This window comes from Desulfosarcina ovata subsp. ovata, from assembly GCF_009689005.1.
Classification (GTDB): domain Bacteria; phylum Desulfobacterota; class Desulfobacteria; order Desulfobacterales; family Desulfosarcinaceae; genus Desulfosarcina; species Desulfosarcina ovata.
In genome coordinates this window covers 7357481-7374087 of sequence record NZ_AP021879.1, presented here as the reverse complement: position 1 = coordinate 7374087, position 16607 = coordinate 7357481, and the positions used below count along the sequence as shown (strand labels likewise).

Below are 16607 nucleotides of genomic sequence, written 5' to 3'. Positions count from 1 at the left end.
CATGAAAATAGGAAAATTCCACCATTGCGTCATTGCCATCGCCATCATCAGCACCCTTTTTCTTGCTGCCGCCGTCAGTGCCAAGGTTGCCGGAACCCTGATGCACACTGCGGAAGGCCGGGTAACCGCCATCAATATCCAGCAGGGCAAGATCAGCGTTAACGGCGAGCCATACATCATCGAGGGAAACGGCCGGCTCCTGGACACCCTCAAATCAAACGACATCCAAGTGTCGGAAAAGGTCGTCGTTATCTACGAGGTCATGGGGGGGGCAAGGAAACTGATTTCAATCAACAAAAAGGCCGACAGGGCCAAGTGATCATCAACGGACATCCATTCCATAAATGAAGATAGCGGGCGTTTGTCGTCAATTCCCAGCAGGCTGACGGCAGCGCCCGGATCCTAAAAAACACCATCGCGGGTGGGCGTTCCCCACCCGTTTCTTATTGAAGGCACGATCCTAACCTCTTTGTGGACAACCGCCGCACAGTTTGCCATAGTAAGCGCCCAATGTGAGCACCGGTCGACCCATTGGTGGCCGACCCTTTGCCGCCATGCGAAAATCGATGGAAAGCCGACCGATGGCCACTTTAGTTCTCAAGCCCAAGCGCGAAAAGTCACTGATCAACCGTCATCCCTGGATCTTCTCCGGTGCCATCCAGCGGGTCGAGGGCGATCCCGAAACCGGGCAGACGGTCGATGTGCAGGCCGCGAACGGCCGCTGGCTTGGCCGGGCCGCCTACTCGCCCCGCTCCCAGATCCGTGCCCGTCTATGGACCTTCGACCCGGCCGAAACCGTCGATGACCGCTTTTTCGAACGCCGCCTCAACCAGGCCATCGGTCTTCGCCAGGCCATTCTGGCCGATACCGATACCACGGCCTGGCGACTGGTGGCCGCCGAATCCGACGGCCTGCCCGGATTGATTGTGGACCGCTACGACCGCTGGCTGGTGTGCCAGTTTCTCACCACCGGCAGCGAACGCTGGAAAACGGTCATCGCCGACACACTCCGCCGTTTGGTTCCCGAATGCACGGGCATTTACGAACGTTCGGATGTGGATGTGCGCAAGAAGGAGGGGCTGACGCTGACCGCCGGCGGCCTGTGGGGAACAGCCCCACCCGAATTGGTGGAAATCCGCGAAAACGGGTACCGTTTGCTCGTGGACATCCGTACCGGCCACAAGACCGGATTCTATCTGGATCAGCGGGACAACCGCGCCCGGGTGGCCGCCTTGGCATCCGGCAAGCGGATGCTCAATTGCTTTGCCTACAGCGGCGGATTTGCCGTTGCCGCATTGAAGGCTGCTGCCGCCCATGTGGTCAACATCGATTCATCGGCGGCGGCCCTGGCCCTGGCCGATAAAAACAGGGCGCTCAACGGTCTGGAGGCGGCCCGGCTGGAGAACGTAACCGGTGACGTGTTCACGCAGCTCAGGATGTATGTCGCCGAAAAACAGAGGTTTGACCTGATTGTCCTCGATCCGCCCAAGTTCGTCACCGCCAAAGCGGATCTGACCCGTGCCGCCCGCGGATACAAGGATATCAACCGGCTGGCCTTTGAACTGCTGCGTCCCGGCGGCACCCTCTGCACCTTCTCCTGTTCCGGCTTGATGGGACGCGACCTGTTTCAGAAAATCGTGGCCGACGCGGCACTGGATGCCCGCCAACCGGCCGTCATCCTGCACTGGTTGAGCCAGGCCCCGGATCATCCCACGGGGCTCGCTTTTCCCGAGGGCAGCTATCTCAAGGGCCTGATCTGCCGGGTCTGACAAAGGAGAAACCGATATGCGTATAATCATCCTATCCGTACTGCTGACCCTTTGCATGGCGGCCACCGCCACGGCCCAGGGGGGACTGGTCAGCGTTCGCAGCAATCACAGTGTCCAGGCCACCGCTGACCGCCTGGAACTCGCCCTGAAAGAGAAGGGCATCACCATTTTTGCTCGCATCGACCATGCCCAAGCCGCCCGTGAGATCGGGCAGAACCTGCCGCCCACGCAACTGGTGATCTTCGGTTCCGCGTCCATCGGTGCGGTGCTGATCGAGCGCAGCCGCAGCATGGGCATCGATCTGCCATTGAAAGCGCTGATATGGAAAGACCCTGCCGGTCAGGTGTGGTTCACCTACCCCGCGCCTGACGAGTTGGCCCGGCGGCATGGCATTGTCGAGATGGACGAAGCCATTGGCAACCTGCAGGTCATGCTCTCCGATCTGGTCTCGATGGTCACGATGCCCTGAGCGGATCCCAAATACGATTGCCCTGCTTCTCCGATGGTTGTCCGTTGCCGCTCAACGGGCAATATGCTAAAGATAAAGGCTAAGGAACCACAGTCGGACCCGACCCCTTACAAGGTTTTCCGATCACTATGCCGCCGGAACTATCAAATTCTGAAACCAGTCTGCAATGGCAGGACGAACAGGGCGTGCCCCATCGCCTTGTCCTGACCGACAAGATATTTCTCGGCCGCGTATGCCGGGGCATTGAGCCGGACAAGTGCATCATCGTGCGCAACCCCACGGTTTCGCGGGACCATGCCGTGGTCCGCCTGACCCGCGATGGTGTTGAAATTACGGATCTGAGTAAAAACGGAACCTGGGTCAACGATGTCCGTATGGCCCCGGGTGCATCAAGACAACTTGCCGACGGCGATTGCATCTCCCTGGGCGGCACCGCCATCATCCGTATTTCCCATCCCCAAGCAGCCCCCCTGCCCTCGGCAACGGATACCTGGGGCGAGCAGACCGCCATCAAGCCGGCGGCCGCTTTTATCACCAGCCTGGTGGCCGATGTGCGCGGTTTTACGGCCTTCTCCCAGCATGCCGAATCAGCGGACGTGTATACCTTCATCAAAGCGATTTTCGCCCGTTTCACGACCATCGTGAATGCCCATCACGGCACCGTCAAAGACTATATCGGAGATGCGGTGTTTGCCTTCTGGGAGCACCCCGACGGCTGCGCCGGTGACTATGCGGTATCCGCCTGCCAGGCGGCCATCGACCAGATGCGCAGTGTGCCCGAAATCCACCGGCAACTGATCCGGCGTGGCCTGACGGTCGAACCGCCACGACTGGGATGGGGCCTGACCAGCGGTCTGATCACCCTTTCCCATTTCGGATCACGATCCGCCGATCTGGCTCTGGTGGGCGATTGTGTCAACCTGGCATTCCGTCTCTCCTCCATGGCCAGCAAAACACTGCCCGGTCCCATCGTCATGTGTGCCCAAACCGCATCCCTGGTATCCGCAAGGCTGCCGCTGGTGGATCTGGGCAACCAATCGATCCGGGGACGGGCCGGGGAAGAACACCTTTTCGGACTTCAAGTGACCTGACAATGTGACGTTCATCGGCAACACCGATATTTTTTTTCAGCGCCCCGGCACCATTGCGCTGAAGCACTGCTGCAGGAGACAACCCCGCGCCCTTGAATCCACATCGACTTTGTGATAGAGGGCGAAAATTCTTTTTCCCAATAACCCGGTGCAAAACAAGTGGCCCATGATCCCCAAACACAGTGCTGAATTTTCCGTTCACCTGCATCACCTCGGACCCGATGGCTTGGCCCGGCCGGGGGTGATGTTCGATTTCTTCCAGGATGCGGCCAGCCAGCAGACCTCCCCTCTGAAATTGTCCATCCGACATCTTATCGAGCGGGGATTGACCTGGGTAGTGGTGCGCTACCGGGTCCGGATCCTGCGCTATCCGCAGTGGCAGGAGCGCATCCGGGTCACCACGTGGCGATCCGCGACACATGGCCAGCGTGTTCCCCGCGAGTTCATGGTCACCGACACCGACGGCCGGAAGATCGCCCTTGGTCAGGGTATCTTCATGCTGCTGGACTACGCCACCCGCCACCCGGTTTCACCGGAGGTACCCCTGGCCGACTTTCCCATTGTGGATGAAACGGTTTTCGAAGATGATTTTGAGCGCCTGCCGCCAGTGTCAACCCCTTGGGTCCCCGACGTCAACGTTGCCGTGCGCCGTGACGACCTAGACCTCAACCACCATGTCAACAACCCGCGCTACATCGCCTTTGCTCTGGAAAGCATCCCCGATGACTTCCGCCAAACCCATCAAGTCAAGCAGATCGAGGCAATTTTCAAGGCGTCGATCGGGTATGGCGACACCCTCACCAGCCGCATTGAGAAACAGGCCGATGAGATGCCGACATTCATCCATCAGCTGACCGGGAATTGCGACGGTCATGAATTCTGCCGGCTGCTGACCCGCTGGCAAGGAATACGATGAAGCGGCCATCCCTATCGTGGTCAAGGCCGAGGATGTCCTCGACCCCGTTACCTTTGCCAAAATCAGCCGACTTTCCGACGCTGCGGCAAAAATCGATGGCGTAATCCGCGTACTGGATCCAGGACGGCAACTGCGGCGGAGATACCTGGTCGCTGATAAATGCCGACACGCCGGATGCCGCCGACCTGCTGGCCGACGGCCTGCAGGTCAACAAGAGGAGAAACGCTTCGGTGAACGCGGCTGCCTCTTTTTCTATATGGGCTGCCACGGCCCCTTGGTGACCGGTCCCTGCAACAAAGCCCTGTGGAACCGCAGATCATCCAAAACCCGGGTGGGCGTACCCTGTTTCGCCGGCTATCCCCGGAAACTGTTCAACAGCGGGCAGATCAAGTGGACCGACCTGATCCTGCCGGAGGATCGCGCACAGGCCCGGCAGGTCTTCATCGAAGCGCTGAAAGGACGCTTCCCCCGTGAATGAAATGAAAAGGAGTGCTTCCGCGTGAGTTTGCAAAATTCCCGACACAGCGACGTTCTGGTGATCGGCGGCGGCGTCATCGGCCTCGCCTGCGCCTATTACCTGGTGCGCGACGGCCGATCGGTGCGCATCATCGAACAAGACACCGTGAGCGCCGGTGCGTCGCATGGCAATTGTGGGCTGCTTTTTGTCAGTGACCTGCCGCCCCTGTGCGTGCCCGGTGCCATCCGCCACGAGTTGATCCGCACCCTCCGGGGAACCTCGCCCCTGACCATCAAGCCCCACTTCGATCTCTCCCTGGCCTTATGGCTGCTGCGCTTTGCCGCCCATTGCCATTCGCGTCAGCGTGACCACGCCATCCGGGCAAGGAACAGCATCCTGCGGGCTTCCGCCACTCTTTTTGGCACCCTCTTCGAGGATGAACGGCTGGAATGCGATTTCGAGCGGCGCGGCGTGCTGATCGCCTTTACCGATCCAGCCACTATGGAGGGCTATCAGGCCACCAACCGCCTGTTGGCGCCGTTCGGTCTGGCGGCCCGGTTCCACGATCGCCGCTCGGTCAGAACACTCGAGCCGGCCCTGAGTGACCGGGTCTGCGGCGGCTGGTACCATCCGGCCGACAGCCATCTGCGGCCGGAACGGCTCGTGCACAGTTGGGGCCAGGCGGTGCAGCAGCGTGGCGGGATGATCGAGGAAGACTGCAGCCTGCAACAATTCGAAACCCGGAAGGACAAAGTGACCGCCGTGATCACCACCCGGGGCCGGTTCACCGCCGACCGATTCGTCCTGGCCGCCGGTGCCTGGACGCCGGCCATGGCCCGCCAGCTGGGCCTGCGCATTCCCGTACAACCGGGTAAGGGCTACAGCATCACCATGCAGCGACCGGCGGCATGTCCCACCCGGCCGTGTTATCTTTACGAACGCAATATGGTTGTGACCCCGTGGAAAAGCGGCTACCGCCTGGGCGGCACCATGGAATTTTCCGGGTTCGACGACACCTTGAATCCGCGCCGTCTGGCCAACCTGGAAACGTCGGCGGCGATCTATCTCAAAACGCCGGTCGGCCGGCCGGTGACCGAACAATGGACCGGCCTGCGCCCCATGTGCGTGGACGATCTTCCCATCATTGACCGAATGCCCGATAGGAACAACCTTTACATCGCCACTGGCCACGGCATGCTGGGCATCTCCACGGCTACGGGAACCGGGCGTCTGATGGCCGACATGGTTGCCGGCAAGCGGCCGTCCTTTGATCCGGCGCCTTTTTCCATCCGCCGTTTTGCCAGGCTGGGCTGACGGGTTGCCCATTCCCGGCTGACAATTGGCGGTTGATCTGCGCCGCCGGAAATGGTTAATCTGGCCTCTGACTGGCTGCCGATCGCACTCAATTCGGCCGATCGGCAAACGCCCGTCAATATCACCTGGATTCATTAACAAAAACGGTAAGCACAGGGGCAGAAAAACGGATTTGCTCGAAATCGATCTACAAACGCTCTTCATGCAGCACACCTTTGTCGCCGCAGTCATCTGTCTGGCGCTGATCGTTTATCTGATTCCCCGACGGCAGACGCCCAGTTCACGGGAATTGATCCTGCTTCTGGCTGCGGTGGCGGTTTGGTCATTTTGCTACGGAATGGAACTGAGGGTCAGCGGTCTTACAGCCAAGCTGACCTGGGTCCGCCGGGAATATCTGGGCGCCGCCTGGGTCGGCCTCCTGTTTTTCCGTTTTGCCATGGTTCTTTCCGGAAGAACGGCCTGGATTTCCGGCCTGCGCGGCGGGAGTCTGATTGTTGTTCCCGTGCTGATCGTCATTGGCGTCTATACCAACGACCACCACCATCTGATCTGGTCACACACCTGGATCGAAACGGATAGCGCATTTGAAATCGAATGCCGGCATAAAGACGGACAATCATCAAAATAATGAAAAAAACGCTGTCAGCTGATCCATTTCGCAGAATAATCATGGTTTGGAACCTGAAAAAACTGGCTGTGGGTATTACCGCCGCATTGGTCCTGATGGTGGTTCTGGGCCTGCTCGGGCGACTGCTGACGCCCAAGAGCCTGCGCCAGCGCCTGGAGGCCAGCCGCAGCTGCCGCCTGTGCGATTTGAGTGGTGTGGACTTATCGGGGGCCGATCTGGCCGGGGCCGATCTTACCGGTGCCTATCTGCAGACCGCCAATCTTTCCAGCGCCAACCTGGAAGGAGCCAACCTGACCAATGCCGACACCCGTTATGCCCATTTTGAAGAGGCCCGATTGACCCATGCCACCTGGGTTAACGGCCAGACCTGCGGTGCATCGTCGGTGGGACGCTGCCTGACACCGGCCACTGCAATGCTGATGGAGATCAGCCAGTGCCCGGGCTGCAATCTGAAAGCGGCGACCCTGGGGCAGCAGGATTTGACCGGCGCCTTCCTCAAGGGGGCGGACATGAGTCGCGCCGATCTCTCCGCCGCACAATTGACGGCGGCCGATCTGGCCAGGGCCAATCTGACCCGGGTCGTGGCCCGCCGGAGCCATTTTCAAGGAAGCCATCTGATGGAGGCGGACTTCACCGAGGCGGACCTCTCCGGCAGTGATTTCTCCGGCGCCTATCTGCGGGGAGCGCTGATGGTACATGCGATTCTGACGGAGGCGCAATTGGACAACGCCGATCTGAAGACCGCGGTCATGCTGGGAGCCGATCTCTCCGCCGCCCGGCTGACCGATGCCGATCTTTCCGTTGCCAACCTGAAACTGGCCAATCTCAGCCATGCCGACTTTTCCGGCGCCAACCTGACAGGAGCCAATCTGGCCGGGGCCAACATCAGCGCCGCAATATTCAACGATGCCTACCTGGTGGGCGCCATCTGGACCAATGGCAAAAAATGTGCGCCCGGATCCATTGGCCGCTGTGTTCAGTAGGGGGCCTCTCAATCAAATTCCACCGTTCAGGAGAAAATTGGCGACGCCCAAGGTTGAATCAACGATCAATCCGGCAGGTAGCCCCGGGCCAGGGCCATGAATCCATCGGTTTGCTGCCGGATCCAGGCCGCGTCCCGTCCCAGCACGTCGGCCATGATGCCGGCGACGGCCTCGGCCATCGCCATGCTGGCCGCCGCATCCAGAATCAATGCGCGGGTTCGCCGGGCAAGCACATCCTCGAGGGTCCGGGCCATCTCGTTTTGCACCGCCCACACCACCTCGGCTTTGCAATAGGGCAGGCGATCGTGAAGCCGTTCCCCCATTTCGGGCTGCGCATCGATGATCCGCCGGATCAACACCGCATCGGAACCGTAGGCGCACAGCGGATCCTGGGGGTCGATGTTTTTCAGCCATCCGTGAATGCGCAGCTTGCGGGTGGGGCAGTCGCTTTCGGGAAGTCCGGCGATCTGGGCCGCCTGGTTGACCGTATCTTCCGCCATCTTGCGATAGGTGGTCCATTTTCCCCCGGCAATGGTCACCAGGCCTGACGGGGAGACCTCCAGATGGTGGTCCCGGGAGATCGAGGCGGTTTTTTTGCCATCGCTGGTCCCCACCAGCGGCCGGATGCCGGCGAACACGCACAGGATATCCTCGCGGGAAGGGTCCTCGACCATATACTGGGCGGCATGCTTGAGGATGAATTCGATCTCCGAGGCCAGGGGGCGCGGTTCCAGACTGGCCTCGGCCACCGGTGTGTCCGTGGTTCCCACCAGTACCCGGTTGTGCCAGGGCACGGCAAACAGCACCCGTCCATCCTCGGTCTGGGGAACCATGATGGCGGTATCGCCCTTCAGGAAGCGCTTGTCCAGCACGAGGTGAATCCCCTGGCTGGGAACGATCAGGGGTTTTGCGCCAGGCTGGTCCATACGCAGGATATGGTCGGTGAAAATGCCGGTGGCATTGATCACCACCCGGCCGCGAACCTCATGGGACGCGCCGGACAGGGTGTCTTTCAGAGTTACCCCATCCACCATATTGCCCGAATGGGCCAGACCGGTGACCTGCATGTAGTTGAGGGGAACCCCTCCGGTATCGGCAATGGACTGGGCCAGATTGACCGCCAGACGGGCATCGTCAAACTGGCCGTCATGGTAGATCACACCACCGTGCAGCCGGTTCGGCTCCAATGTGGGGATCCGCGCCAGGGTCTCGGTTTTGGAAAGCCACTTGGACGGCCCCAGGCCCAACCGGCCGGCCAGAAGGTCGTAGACCTTGAGACCGACACCGTAAAACGGCCCGTTCCACCACTCATAGTTGGGAACGATAAACGACTGGTTCTGCACCAGGTGCGGGGCGTTTTGCATAAGCAGTCCCCGTTCGTGAAGTGCTTCGAGCACCAGTGACACATTGCCCTGCTGCAGGTAGCGCACGCCACCATGAATCAGCTTGGTGCTGCGGCTGGATGTGCCCTTGGCAAAGTCGTGCTGTTCCACCAGAAGGGTCTTGTACCCCCGTGAAACGGCATCCAAGGCACACCCCAGGCCGGTGGCCCCACCGCCAATCACGATCATGTCCCAATACCCCTCATACGTCTTCAAGGTATCAAGCGACTGGTTTCGGTCCATGGGTGCCTCCAGGTTAGGCATTTAGCGGTTTAGCCATTTAGGGGGTAGGGATTGATTCAGAAGGGTCCCTTTCATCCGATCCCCCCCATTTTTCACGAACACTCCTCGTTTTTCAACGAACAGGCCGAGAGGATCTGATCCGGATGCGACTGGTCCCGGTAGACGGTAACCCCCTTGAGGTCCATCCCGGCCGCATCCATGAACAGGTCACGAATCTTTTCCGCCGTGATGGTTTCGGGCAGGTTGACCGTTTTGGAAACGGCGTTGTCGGTATATTTCTGAAACGCGGCCTGAATTTTCAGGTGCCAGTGGGGCGAAACGTCCCAGGCGGTCTGAAAAATCGTTTTGTCGATGGGCCGCCCCTCGCGCCGGTAGCGGGCATAGATGGGATGCAGGTCGGTGTATCGTTCACCGGCGATGCGGCGTTGCCCGTCAAAGGCAAATACGGGTTCGACACTGCTGCTCACACCGGCCAGGATACTGATGGTACCGGTCGGTGCCACGGTAGTCAGGGTGGCATTGCGGCGTCGTTTGACTCCGCGCGCCGGAAAAACGCTCCGGTGAAAAGCCGGGAAGTTTCCCCTTCTGGCCGCCAGTTCGGCCGACGCATCCTCGGCGGCCCGCTGAATACACGACATGATCGATTCGGCCAACTCCACGGCCTGCCGGCTCTGGTAAGGGATGCCCATGAGGATCAGCATGTCGGCAAAGCCCATCACCCCCAGACCGATCTTGCGGTTCATTCGGCTCCACTCCTCGGTCTGGGCCGTCGGATGGCGGTTGACCTCCACCACGTTGTCCAGAAAATGGACGGCCAGGTGGGCCGTCGATTCCAGTTTGCCGGTGTCGAGGGTCGTGCCATTGAGCATGCGGGTCAGGTTGATCGACCCCAGGGTACACGATTCATGGGGCAGCAGCGGTTGCTCGCCGCAAGGGTTGGTGGCTTCCAGAAGCCCCTGTTCCGGCGTGGGATTGGCCCGGTTGATGCGGTCGATGAACAGGATGCCCGGATCGCCGGTCGCCCAGGCGCTTTCGGCCATCAGCTGCAGCAGGGCCACGCCGGACCGGTGCTTGACGATGGCACCGGTGCGCGGATGGACCAACGGGTAGTCCCGGTCAGCCCTCACGCAGTCGATGAAATGATCATCCAATGACACGGAAAGGTTGAAATTGCGCAGCAGGCCATGATCGCGCTTGGCCGTGATGAAGGTCTCGATGTCCGGATGGCTGACATGCAGAACGCCCATGTTGGCGCCAGGCCGGATCCGGTTGCGGTCGATCAGATGGGTGGCCGAGTCGAAAAGCCGGATAAAGGAAACCGGCCCGCCGGTTACGCCGGAAGCAGGGAAAATGGTGTCACCGGTCGGGCGCAGACGACCAAAGGAAAATCCGGTACCGCCGCCGGTGCGATGAATCAGGGCGGCATCCTTGAGGCTCTGGAAAATCGATTCCAGATTATCCTCCACCGGGAGTACAAAACAGGCCGCCAACTGGCCCAGGGGCCTTCCGGCGTTCATCAGGCAGGGGGAATTGGGCAGAAACTCCAGGGAGGTCATGGCCGACTCGAAGCGGGCGGCCGTCTCCCCCACCGCAGCGCCGGCATCGAAAAGCCGGTCCGCCTCGGCCACGGTCCAGGCCACCCGGTCAAAAAGATCGGCCGGGGTTTCAATGGTCTCGCCCCGATAGTTCCGCGCCAGGTATCGTTTCTGCAGCACCTCCCGGGCAAGAGGGGTGAGATTGAGGGTCCGCATGACACCACCTTTCCCGCTAAAAAAATAACGGATAGACCAGATACCCAGTGTATAGCACATACAGGAAAAGCGCCAGTCCTCCTTCCCGGCGGCCCATAACCCGCACCTGGCCGGCAAACAGAAAGACAACCAGCAGCACACTGGTGGCCGTCAGCATGGCCAAATCCATATTGGCCGCGGGATTCACCGGCAGCGGCCTGATCACGGCGCTGATCCCCAACACGAAAAGGATGTTGAAGATGTTGGACCCCACCACATTGCCCACGGCTATCTCCGCAGCCCCGCGTCGGGCAGCCGCTACCGATGTGGCCAGCTCGGGCAGGGAGGTCCCCAACGCCACCACCGTCAGTCCGACCACGACCCGGGGCGCCCCCAGGCGATCGGCCAGGGCCACGGCGCTGTCAACGATCCAGCGCGACCCGAATAGCAGGCCGCAAAAGCCAAAGGCCATTTTCAGGGCCACCGCGGCGGCTTTTTCCGGGGGAACCGGATCCACGGGCGGCAACCCGTCAACCGGGGCGATAACTGCCGCCGAATAGGCCATGAAAACGGTAAAAAAACCCAGCAGGACCCATCCGTCCGAGCGACTGAGGATCGAAAAAAAACTGCCGTCGACGAAGACATCATTGGCCAGAACCCACAACATAATCGCAGCCAGCAGGCTGAAAGGGATCGCCTGCCAGACCGTTTTCCGGAAGATCTGCAGGGGGCGGATCAGGGCCGAGATCCCCAGGACGAGCAGCCCGTTGGCGATGTTGCTGCCCATCACGTTGCCCAGGGCAATATCCGTGTCACCACCGACGCTGGCGGCGATGTTGACAAACAGTTCCGGGACCGAGGTGCCGAAAGCCACCACGGTCAACCCGATGATCATGGGCGAGACATCAAGCGTCCGGGCCAGGTGGGCGGCCCCGTCGACAAAGATGTCGGCCCCCTTGATCAGAACCACGAAACCGGCCATGAGCAGGAAAAGGATGACGATCATGCGTCCGTGTCACCAGTCCGGTGAGCGTGTCCGGATCCGCCATGGCCATGGGCGAACTCCCAGCGTTTGTCCAGAAAATAGAGAATCGGCACCGTCATGCGCGAGAAGAGCAGGGATGCCACCTCACCGGCCATCAACGAGATGGCCAGCCCCTGAAAAATGGGATCAAACAGAATCACCGAGGCCCCCACCACCACGGCGGCGGCAGTAAGCATCATGGGCCGGAAGCGCACGGCCCCGGCATCGATCACGGCTTGATCCAGCGGCGCCCCCTGTTCCAGGCGCAGTTCGATAAAATCCACCAGGATGATGGAGTTGCGCACCACGATACCGGCTCCGGCAATAAACCCGATCATTGAGGTGGCCGAGAAAAAGGCGCCCATGGCCCAGTGGGCCGGCAGGATGCCGATCAGCGAAAAGGGAATCGCCATCATAATGGTCACCGGCGTGGAGAAGGACTGGAACCAGCCCACCACCAGAACGAAGATCAGCACCATCACCACGGCGAAAGCGATTCCCAGATCACGAAAAACCTCGTAGGTGATGTGCCACTCACCATCCCATTTCATGGCAAAACGCTGGTCGCTGTCGGGCAACGACGCCGTGTGCTGGTCGATGCGGTATCCTTCGGGCAGGGTAATGGCGTCGATTTTCTTGCGCAGTTCCAAGATGGCGTATACCGGGCTCTCCTTGGCCCCGGCCACATCGCCGACCACATAAACCACGGGCATGAGGTTCTTGTGGTAAATGCTGCGGTCCATGGGTGTCTTGCGCACGGAGACCAGATCGGAGAGCGCCACCTGGTGACCGTCGGCAGCACTCACGTTGATGGCCTTGAGCAGATCCAGTCCGGCCCGCATGGCCAGGGGCGGTTGCAGCACGATGGGCACGTTCTCTTTTTCGAGTGGCTGATGCAGCAGGCCGGCCTGGGAACCGGAGAGAGCCGCCTGCAGGGTTTTGGTGATGTGGGCCACACTAATGCCGTGCAGGGCGGCCTTCTCCTGGTCGGCTTTGATCTGGTAGCGGGTCTGGTCCTCTTCCATATACCAGTCCACATCCACGACACCGTCGGTTGCTTCGAACAGGTCTCGGATTTTCAGGGCCAGTTCCCGCTGCCGGTCGTAATCGGGGCCATACACCTCGGCCACCAGGGTCGCCGCCACCGGCGGGCCGGGCGGTACCTCGGCCACGGTGATGCGCGCACCATAACGGTCGGCAATGGCTTTGAGGGGCGGGCGTACCCGCTTGGCAATGGCGTGACTCTGCTCCTTGCGGCGCCCCTTGCCGGCCAGGTTAACCTGGATATCGCCAAGATGGGGGGAATGCCGCAAGTAATAATGGCGGACCAGGCCGTTGAAATTGAAGGGTCCGGCAGTACCCACGTGAATCTGGTAATCCACCACTTCGTTGACCGTGGCCAGGTAATCGCCCATCTCGAAAGCCGCGGCAGCGGTATCCTCCAGGGTAGCGGATTCCGGCATATCCAGCATCACCTGGAATTCGCTTTTGTTGTCAAAAGGCAGCATTTTCACTTTGACCAGCCCCACGGCCACCATGGCACAGGCGCCCAGGAGCAACACCGCCACGCCGATCAGAAAGGACCACCGCCAGCGGGGATTGTGCAGCAGATGGTCCATGACGTTACGGTAAAGCCGGGTGGCCCAGTCTTCCGATCCGTGGCCGTCACCATGCCCGCCCCCCTGTGCATCGCGTTTCAGCAGACGGTAGGCGGCCCAGGGGGTGACGATGAAGGCCACGATCAGGGAGAAAACCATGGCCGCCGAGGCTCCCACGGGAATGGGCCGCATGTAAGGCCCCATCAGTCCGCCCACAAAAGCCATGGGCAAAATGGCGGCGATCACCGTCAGGGTGGCCAGAATGGTCGGGTTGCCAACTTCATCCACGGCCTCGACAGCCACCTGGACACGCGGCCGGTGTTCGTTGCCCGGCAGACGAAAGTGACGCACGATATTCTCCACCACCACGATGGCGTCGTCCACCAGGATCCCGATGGAGAAGATCAGGGCGAACAGGGTGATCCGATTGAGGGTGTACCCATACAAATAGAAGACCGCCATGGTCAGCGCCAGGGTTACCGGAATGGCAAAGGCCACCACGCCCGACTCCCGGTGCCCCAGGGTGAACCAGATCAAAATGGTCACCGACACCACGGCGATGAGCATGTGCCAGAGCAGTTCGTCACTCTTCTCCTTGGCCGTTTCGCCGTAATGGCGCGTGATGGTCACATGCACGTTGTCGGGAATCACCGTGCCTTTGAGGGATTCCACCCGCGCCAGCACTTTCTCGGCCACACTGATGGCATTGGTGCCCTTGCGTTTGGCCAGGGTCAGGGTCACCGCCGGGTAAGGTGCCCGGCCGGCCACCTCGGGGGCGATGCCCTTTTCGTCAGCCGCCGGTCCCGTGCCGAAATAGAGATAATTTTCCGGCAGGGGCGGTCCGTCTTGAATCGTGGCCACATCCCCCAAGTAGACCGGCCGCCCCTGGTGGGCCGCCACCACCACATTGCGGACATCCTCGGCGGTTTTCATGAATCCGCCCGTATGGACGACGATCTGGCCTTCGGTTGACGGATAGCTGCCCGCATCGGTGGCCTGGTTGGCGGCAAAAACAATCCGGGATACGGCCACCGGATCCAGCTTGTACCCGGCCATGCGCACCGGATCCAGCTGAACCTCCACCCGCCGGCCCTCTCCCCCGATCAGGGAGGTGATCGAAACATTGGGTTCCCGTTTGGCCTGATCCTCCACTTCGGCAGCCACGCGACGCAGTAGGTAGGGCTCTACCTGGTCATCACTCCAGAAAGTCAGGGCAAGGATGGGCACGTCATCGATATAACGCGGTTTGATCAACGGCTCCGTGATGCAGCAGGGAATCCGGTCCATGTTGGACATCAGCTTGGATTGCAGCCGCACGATGGATGTTTCCTCATCCTGGCCGACGTAAAAGCGCACGATGGCCATGGCCATGCCCGGCATGCTGGTTGAGTAAATGTACTCCACGCCGGGGATCTCCCAAAGCAATTTCTCCATGGGCCGCGTGACGCGCTGTTCCACCTCGGCGGCACTAGACCCGGGCATCTGCACGAAAACGTCGATCATGGGCACGATGATCTGGGGTTCCTCCTCCCGGGGAAGGGCCACCACGGCGGCCATCCCCAGCAAAATCGAGGCGATGATGATCAGCGGCGTCAGTTTGGAATTAATGAAATAGTGGGCGACTTTTCCGGAAGGCCCGTATGATTGGCTCATTTTGCAAACTCCACGGCAGCTCCGTTGCTCAATTGGGCCGGCGGCTGGGCCACCAGCCGGGTCTCGTCCTCGATACCCGAAATCACTTCCACGGAATCGTCATAGTCGCGGCCGGTGCGAATCAGGCGAAAGCGGGCGATGTTCCCGGCATCGACGATGAATACCCCGGTCAACTGCCCTTCATGGACCACGGCCGAACGGGGAATACGCAGGATCTTCTGCTCGCCGATGGTCAGCGGCACCCGGGCAAACATTCCCGAACGCAGCCCGTCGATGACGGGAATCCCCACCTGGACAACGAAAGTCCGGCTGCCCTGGTCACCCGATGGAACGATCACATCGACCGTTCCGCGGATGGGGATTTCACTCACGGCGGGAATCCGTACGGCCACCGGCAGCCCTGTCTTCACTGCGCGAATATGGGTCTCGGGAACCACCAGGTCGACCCGGTAGCCACCCTCGCGCTCCAGGGTTAACAGCGGCATACCCGGAGAGGCCAAAGCACCCGCATCGGCCTGTTTGGCGGTCACCTGGCCGTCAAACGGAGCCAACACGTGGGCATCCTTCCGGGCGACAGTGGCAGCTTCCACGGCTGCCTGGGCCTGTTTGACCCGGAAACGCGCCGCCTCCACCATGGCCTTGGCCTGGGCCAGGGAAGCCCGGGCCTGCTTGTGCTGGGCGTCAACCGTTTCGAACATTTCCTGGGTGATGGCGCCGCCTTCGAGCATGGTGCGATTGCGCTCAAAGGAAAGCCGGGCACGCTGGGCACCCGCTTCGGCGGCAATCCGCGCTGAAACCGCCCCGGCTTCCGCCCTTTTCGCCTCTGCCAGGGCCGCCCGGGCCTGATCCAGCTGGGCGGCGACCTGACGATCGTCAATACGAACCAGCAGATCGCCTTTTTTTACGTCGTCGCCCTCCTTGACATTGAACGCCTGGATGGTTCCCATCAATTTACTGGAAACCGTTGCCGAGAGCCTGGCCCTGACCGTTCCGACGGCTTCATAAAGGATCGGCTGAACGGCGCTGCGGACGTCAACCACCCGTACGGATACCGCCGGGCCACTGTCGACCGGAGTGGTTCCCGGTTCGATCTTCTCTGAGCATTGAACGGAGAAAATCAGCAACGCAAAAGCCAATAGTGCCGGTAAAACAAGTTTTCTCATGATTTGTTTCCTCAGCCGGTTTGTCTGCTTGTAATGATTGTTGAACGAACAACGCTTATCGGTTCTTTAAGCATGCCGGGGAGATGAGATCAAGAACAACCCGAGCAGCGGCGTTCGCGTTGGCCTACGATCTGTTGCGATCAGTCCGCGAAAATTGAGGCGTTAGCGGAGACCGCAGAGATCTCCG

Annotated in this window: 14 protein-coding genes; 9 read left to right on the top strand and 5 right to left on the bottom strand. The window is 60.7% G+C overall.

What is annotated here, in order from left to right:
* Position 1: 1 nt before the first annotated feature.
* The 9 genes from GN112_RS32305 to GN112_RS32265 all read left to right on the top strand — a co-directional run bounded on the left by GN112_RS32305 (position 2) and on the right by GN112_RS32265 (position 7627).
* Positions 2 to 319 carry a hypothetical protein gene (locus tag GN112_RS32305; protein WP_155313881.1) on the top strand — a complete coding sequence of 106 codons (318 nt, stop codon included), beginning with the start codon at positions 2 to 4 and terminating at the stop codon, positions 317 to 319.
* A gap of 262 nt (positions 320 to 581) precedes the next feature.
* The gene (locus tag GN112_RS32300) at positions 582 to 1769 is read left to right on the top strand and encodes a class I SAM-dependent rRNA methyltransferase (RefSeq protein ID WP_155313880.1); all 1188 of its coding nucleotides are present in this window, start codon (positions 582 to 584) and stop codon (positions 1767 to 1769) included.
* A gap of 16 nt (positions 1770 to 1785) precedes the next feature.
* Complete coding sequence (locus GN112_RS32295; RefSeq protein ID WP_155313879.1) at positions 1786 to 2238, top strand: DUF302 domain-containing protein; 453 nt, start codon at positions 1786 to 1788, stop codon at positions 2236 to 2238.
* A gap of 128 nt (positions 2239 to 2366) precedes the next feature.
* Positions 2367 to 3329, top strand: coding sequence for an adenylate/guanylate cyclase domain-containing protein (locus tag GN112_RS32290; RefSeq protein WP_155313878.1), 963 nt, complete (start codon positions 2367 to 2369; stop codon positions 3327 to 3329).
* A gap of 166 nt (positions 3330 to 3495) precedes the next feature.
* Complete coding sequence (locus GN112_RS32285; protein ID WP_155313877.1) at positions 3496 to 4245, top strand: acyl-[acyl-carrier-protein] thioesterase; 750 nt, start codon at positions 3496 to 3498, stop codon at positions 4243 to 4245.
* Between the two features lie 16 nt (positions 4246 to 4261).
* Complete coding sequence (locus GN112_RS34725) at positions 4262 to 4723, top strand: hypothetical protein (protein ID WP_231714010.1); 462 nt, start codon at positions 4262 to 4264, stop codon at positions 4721 to 4723.
* 21 nt (positions 4724 to 4744) lie between these two features.
* Complete coding sequence (locus GN112_RS32275) at positions 4745 to 6016, top strand: NAD(P)/FAD-dependent oxidoreductase (protein ID WP_155313876.1); 1272 nt, start codon at positions 4745 to 4747, stop codon at positions 6014 to 6016.
* Positions 6017 to 6188: 172 nt separating this feature from the next.
* Positions 6189 to 6644, top strand: coding sequence for a histidine kinase N-terminal 7TM domain-containing protein (locus GN112_RS32270; protein ID WP_155313875.1), 456 nt, complete (start codon positions 6189 to 6191; stop codon positions 6642 to 6644).
* 41 nt (positions 6645 to 6685) lie between these two features.
* Entirely contained in the window at positions 6686 to 7627 is a 942-nt protein-coding gene (locus tag GN112_RS32265; protein WP_162459219.1) for a pentapeptide repeat-containing protein, read from the top strand.
* Between the two features lie 65 nt (positions 7628 to 7692).
* Here the strand turns inward: GN112_RS32265 and GN112_RS32260 are convergent, their stop codons facing one another.
* From GN112_RS32260 to GN112_RS32240, 5 genes are all read right to left on the bottom strand, one after another.
* Positions 7693 to 9252 (bottom strand): glycerol-3-phosphate dehydrogenase/oxidase, encoded by a 1560-nt coding sequence (locus tag GN112_RS32260; RefSeq protein ID WP_155313873.1) that lies wholly within the window; start codon positions 9250 to 9252, stop codon positions 7693 to 7695.
* A gap of 92 nt (positions 9253 to 9344) precedes the next feature.
* Positions 9345 to 11003 carry an adenosylcobalamin-dependent ribonucleoside-diphosphate reductase gene (locus tag GN112_RS32255; RefSeq protein ID WP_155313872.1) on the bottom strand — a complete coding sequence of 553 codons (1659 nt, stop codon included), beginning with the start codon at positions 11001 to 11003 and terminating at the stop codon, positions 9345 to 9347.
* Positions 11004 to 11019: 16 nt separating this feature from the next.
* Complete coding sequence (locus tag GN112_RS32250; RefSeq protein WP_197743451.1) at positions 11020 to 11988, bottom strand: calcium/sodium antiporter; 969 nt, start codon at positions 11986 to 11988, stop codon at positions 11020 to 11022.
* Entirely contained in the window at positions 11985 to 15257 is a 3273-nt protein-coding gene (locus GN112_RS32245) for an efflux RND transporter permease subunit (RefSeq protein WP_155313871.1), read from the bottom strand. Before GN112_RS32245 ends, GN112_RS32250 begins: the two co-directional genes overlap by 4 nt.
* A complete protein-coding gene (locus GN112_RS32240) occupies positions 15254 to 16420 on the bottom strand; it encodes an efflux RND transporter periplasmic adaptor subunit (RefSeq protein ID WP_155313870.1) in 1167 nt (388 codons plus the stop codon). Before GN112_RS32240 ends, GN112_RS32245 begins: the two co-directional genes overlap by 4 nt.
* Positions 16421 to 16607 lie beyond the last annotated feature (187 nt).

Bases quoted from the DNA above. Each gene is read 5' to 3' on its own strand.
- GN112_RS32240 (WP_155313870.1), bottom strand. From the start codon at position 16,420: ATGAGAAAACTTGTTTTACCGGCACTATTGGCTTTTGCGTTGCTGATT.
- GN112_RS32265 (WP_162459219.1), top strand. From the start codon at position 6,686: ATGGTTTGGAACCTGAAAAAACTGGCTGTGGGTATTACCGCCGCATTG.
- GN112_RS32245 (WP_155313871.1), bottom strand. From the start codon at position 15,257: ATGAGCCAATCATACGGGCCTTCCGGAAAAGTCGCCCACTATTTCATT.
- GN112_RS32305 (WP_155313881.1), top strand. From the start codon at position 2: ATGAAAATAGGAAAATTCCACCATTGCGTCATTGCCATCGCCATCATC.
- GN112_RS32255 (WP_155313872.1), bottom strand. From the start codon at position 11,003: ATGCGGACCCTCAATCTCACCCCTCTTGCCCGGGAGGTGCTGCAGAAA.
- GN112_RS32290 (WP_155313878.1), top strand. From the start codon at position 2,367: ATGCCGCCGGAACTATCAAATTCTGAAACCAGTCTGCAATGGCAGGAC.
- GN112_RS32295 (WP_155313879.1), top strand. From the start codon at position 1,786: ATGCGTATAATCATCCTATCCGTACTGCTGACCCTTTGCATGGCGGCC.
- GN112_RS32300 (WP_155313880.1), top strand. From the start codon at position 582: ATGGCCACTTTAGTTCTCAAGCCCAAGCGCGAAAAGTCACTGATCAAC.
- GN112_RS32250 (WP_197743451.1), bottom strand. From the start codon at position 11,988: ATGATCGTCATCCTTTTCCTGCTCATGGCCGGTTTCGTGGTTCTGATC.
- GN112_RS32285 (WP_155313877.1), top strand. From the start codon at position 3,496: ATGATCCCCAAACACAGTGCTGAATTTTCCGTTCACCTGCATCACCTC.
- GN112_RS32260 (WP_155313873.1), bottom strand. From the start codon at position 9,252: ATGGACCGAAACCAGTCGCTTGATACCTTGAAGACGTATGAGGGGTAT.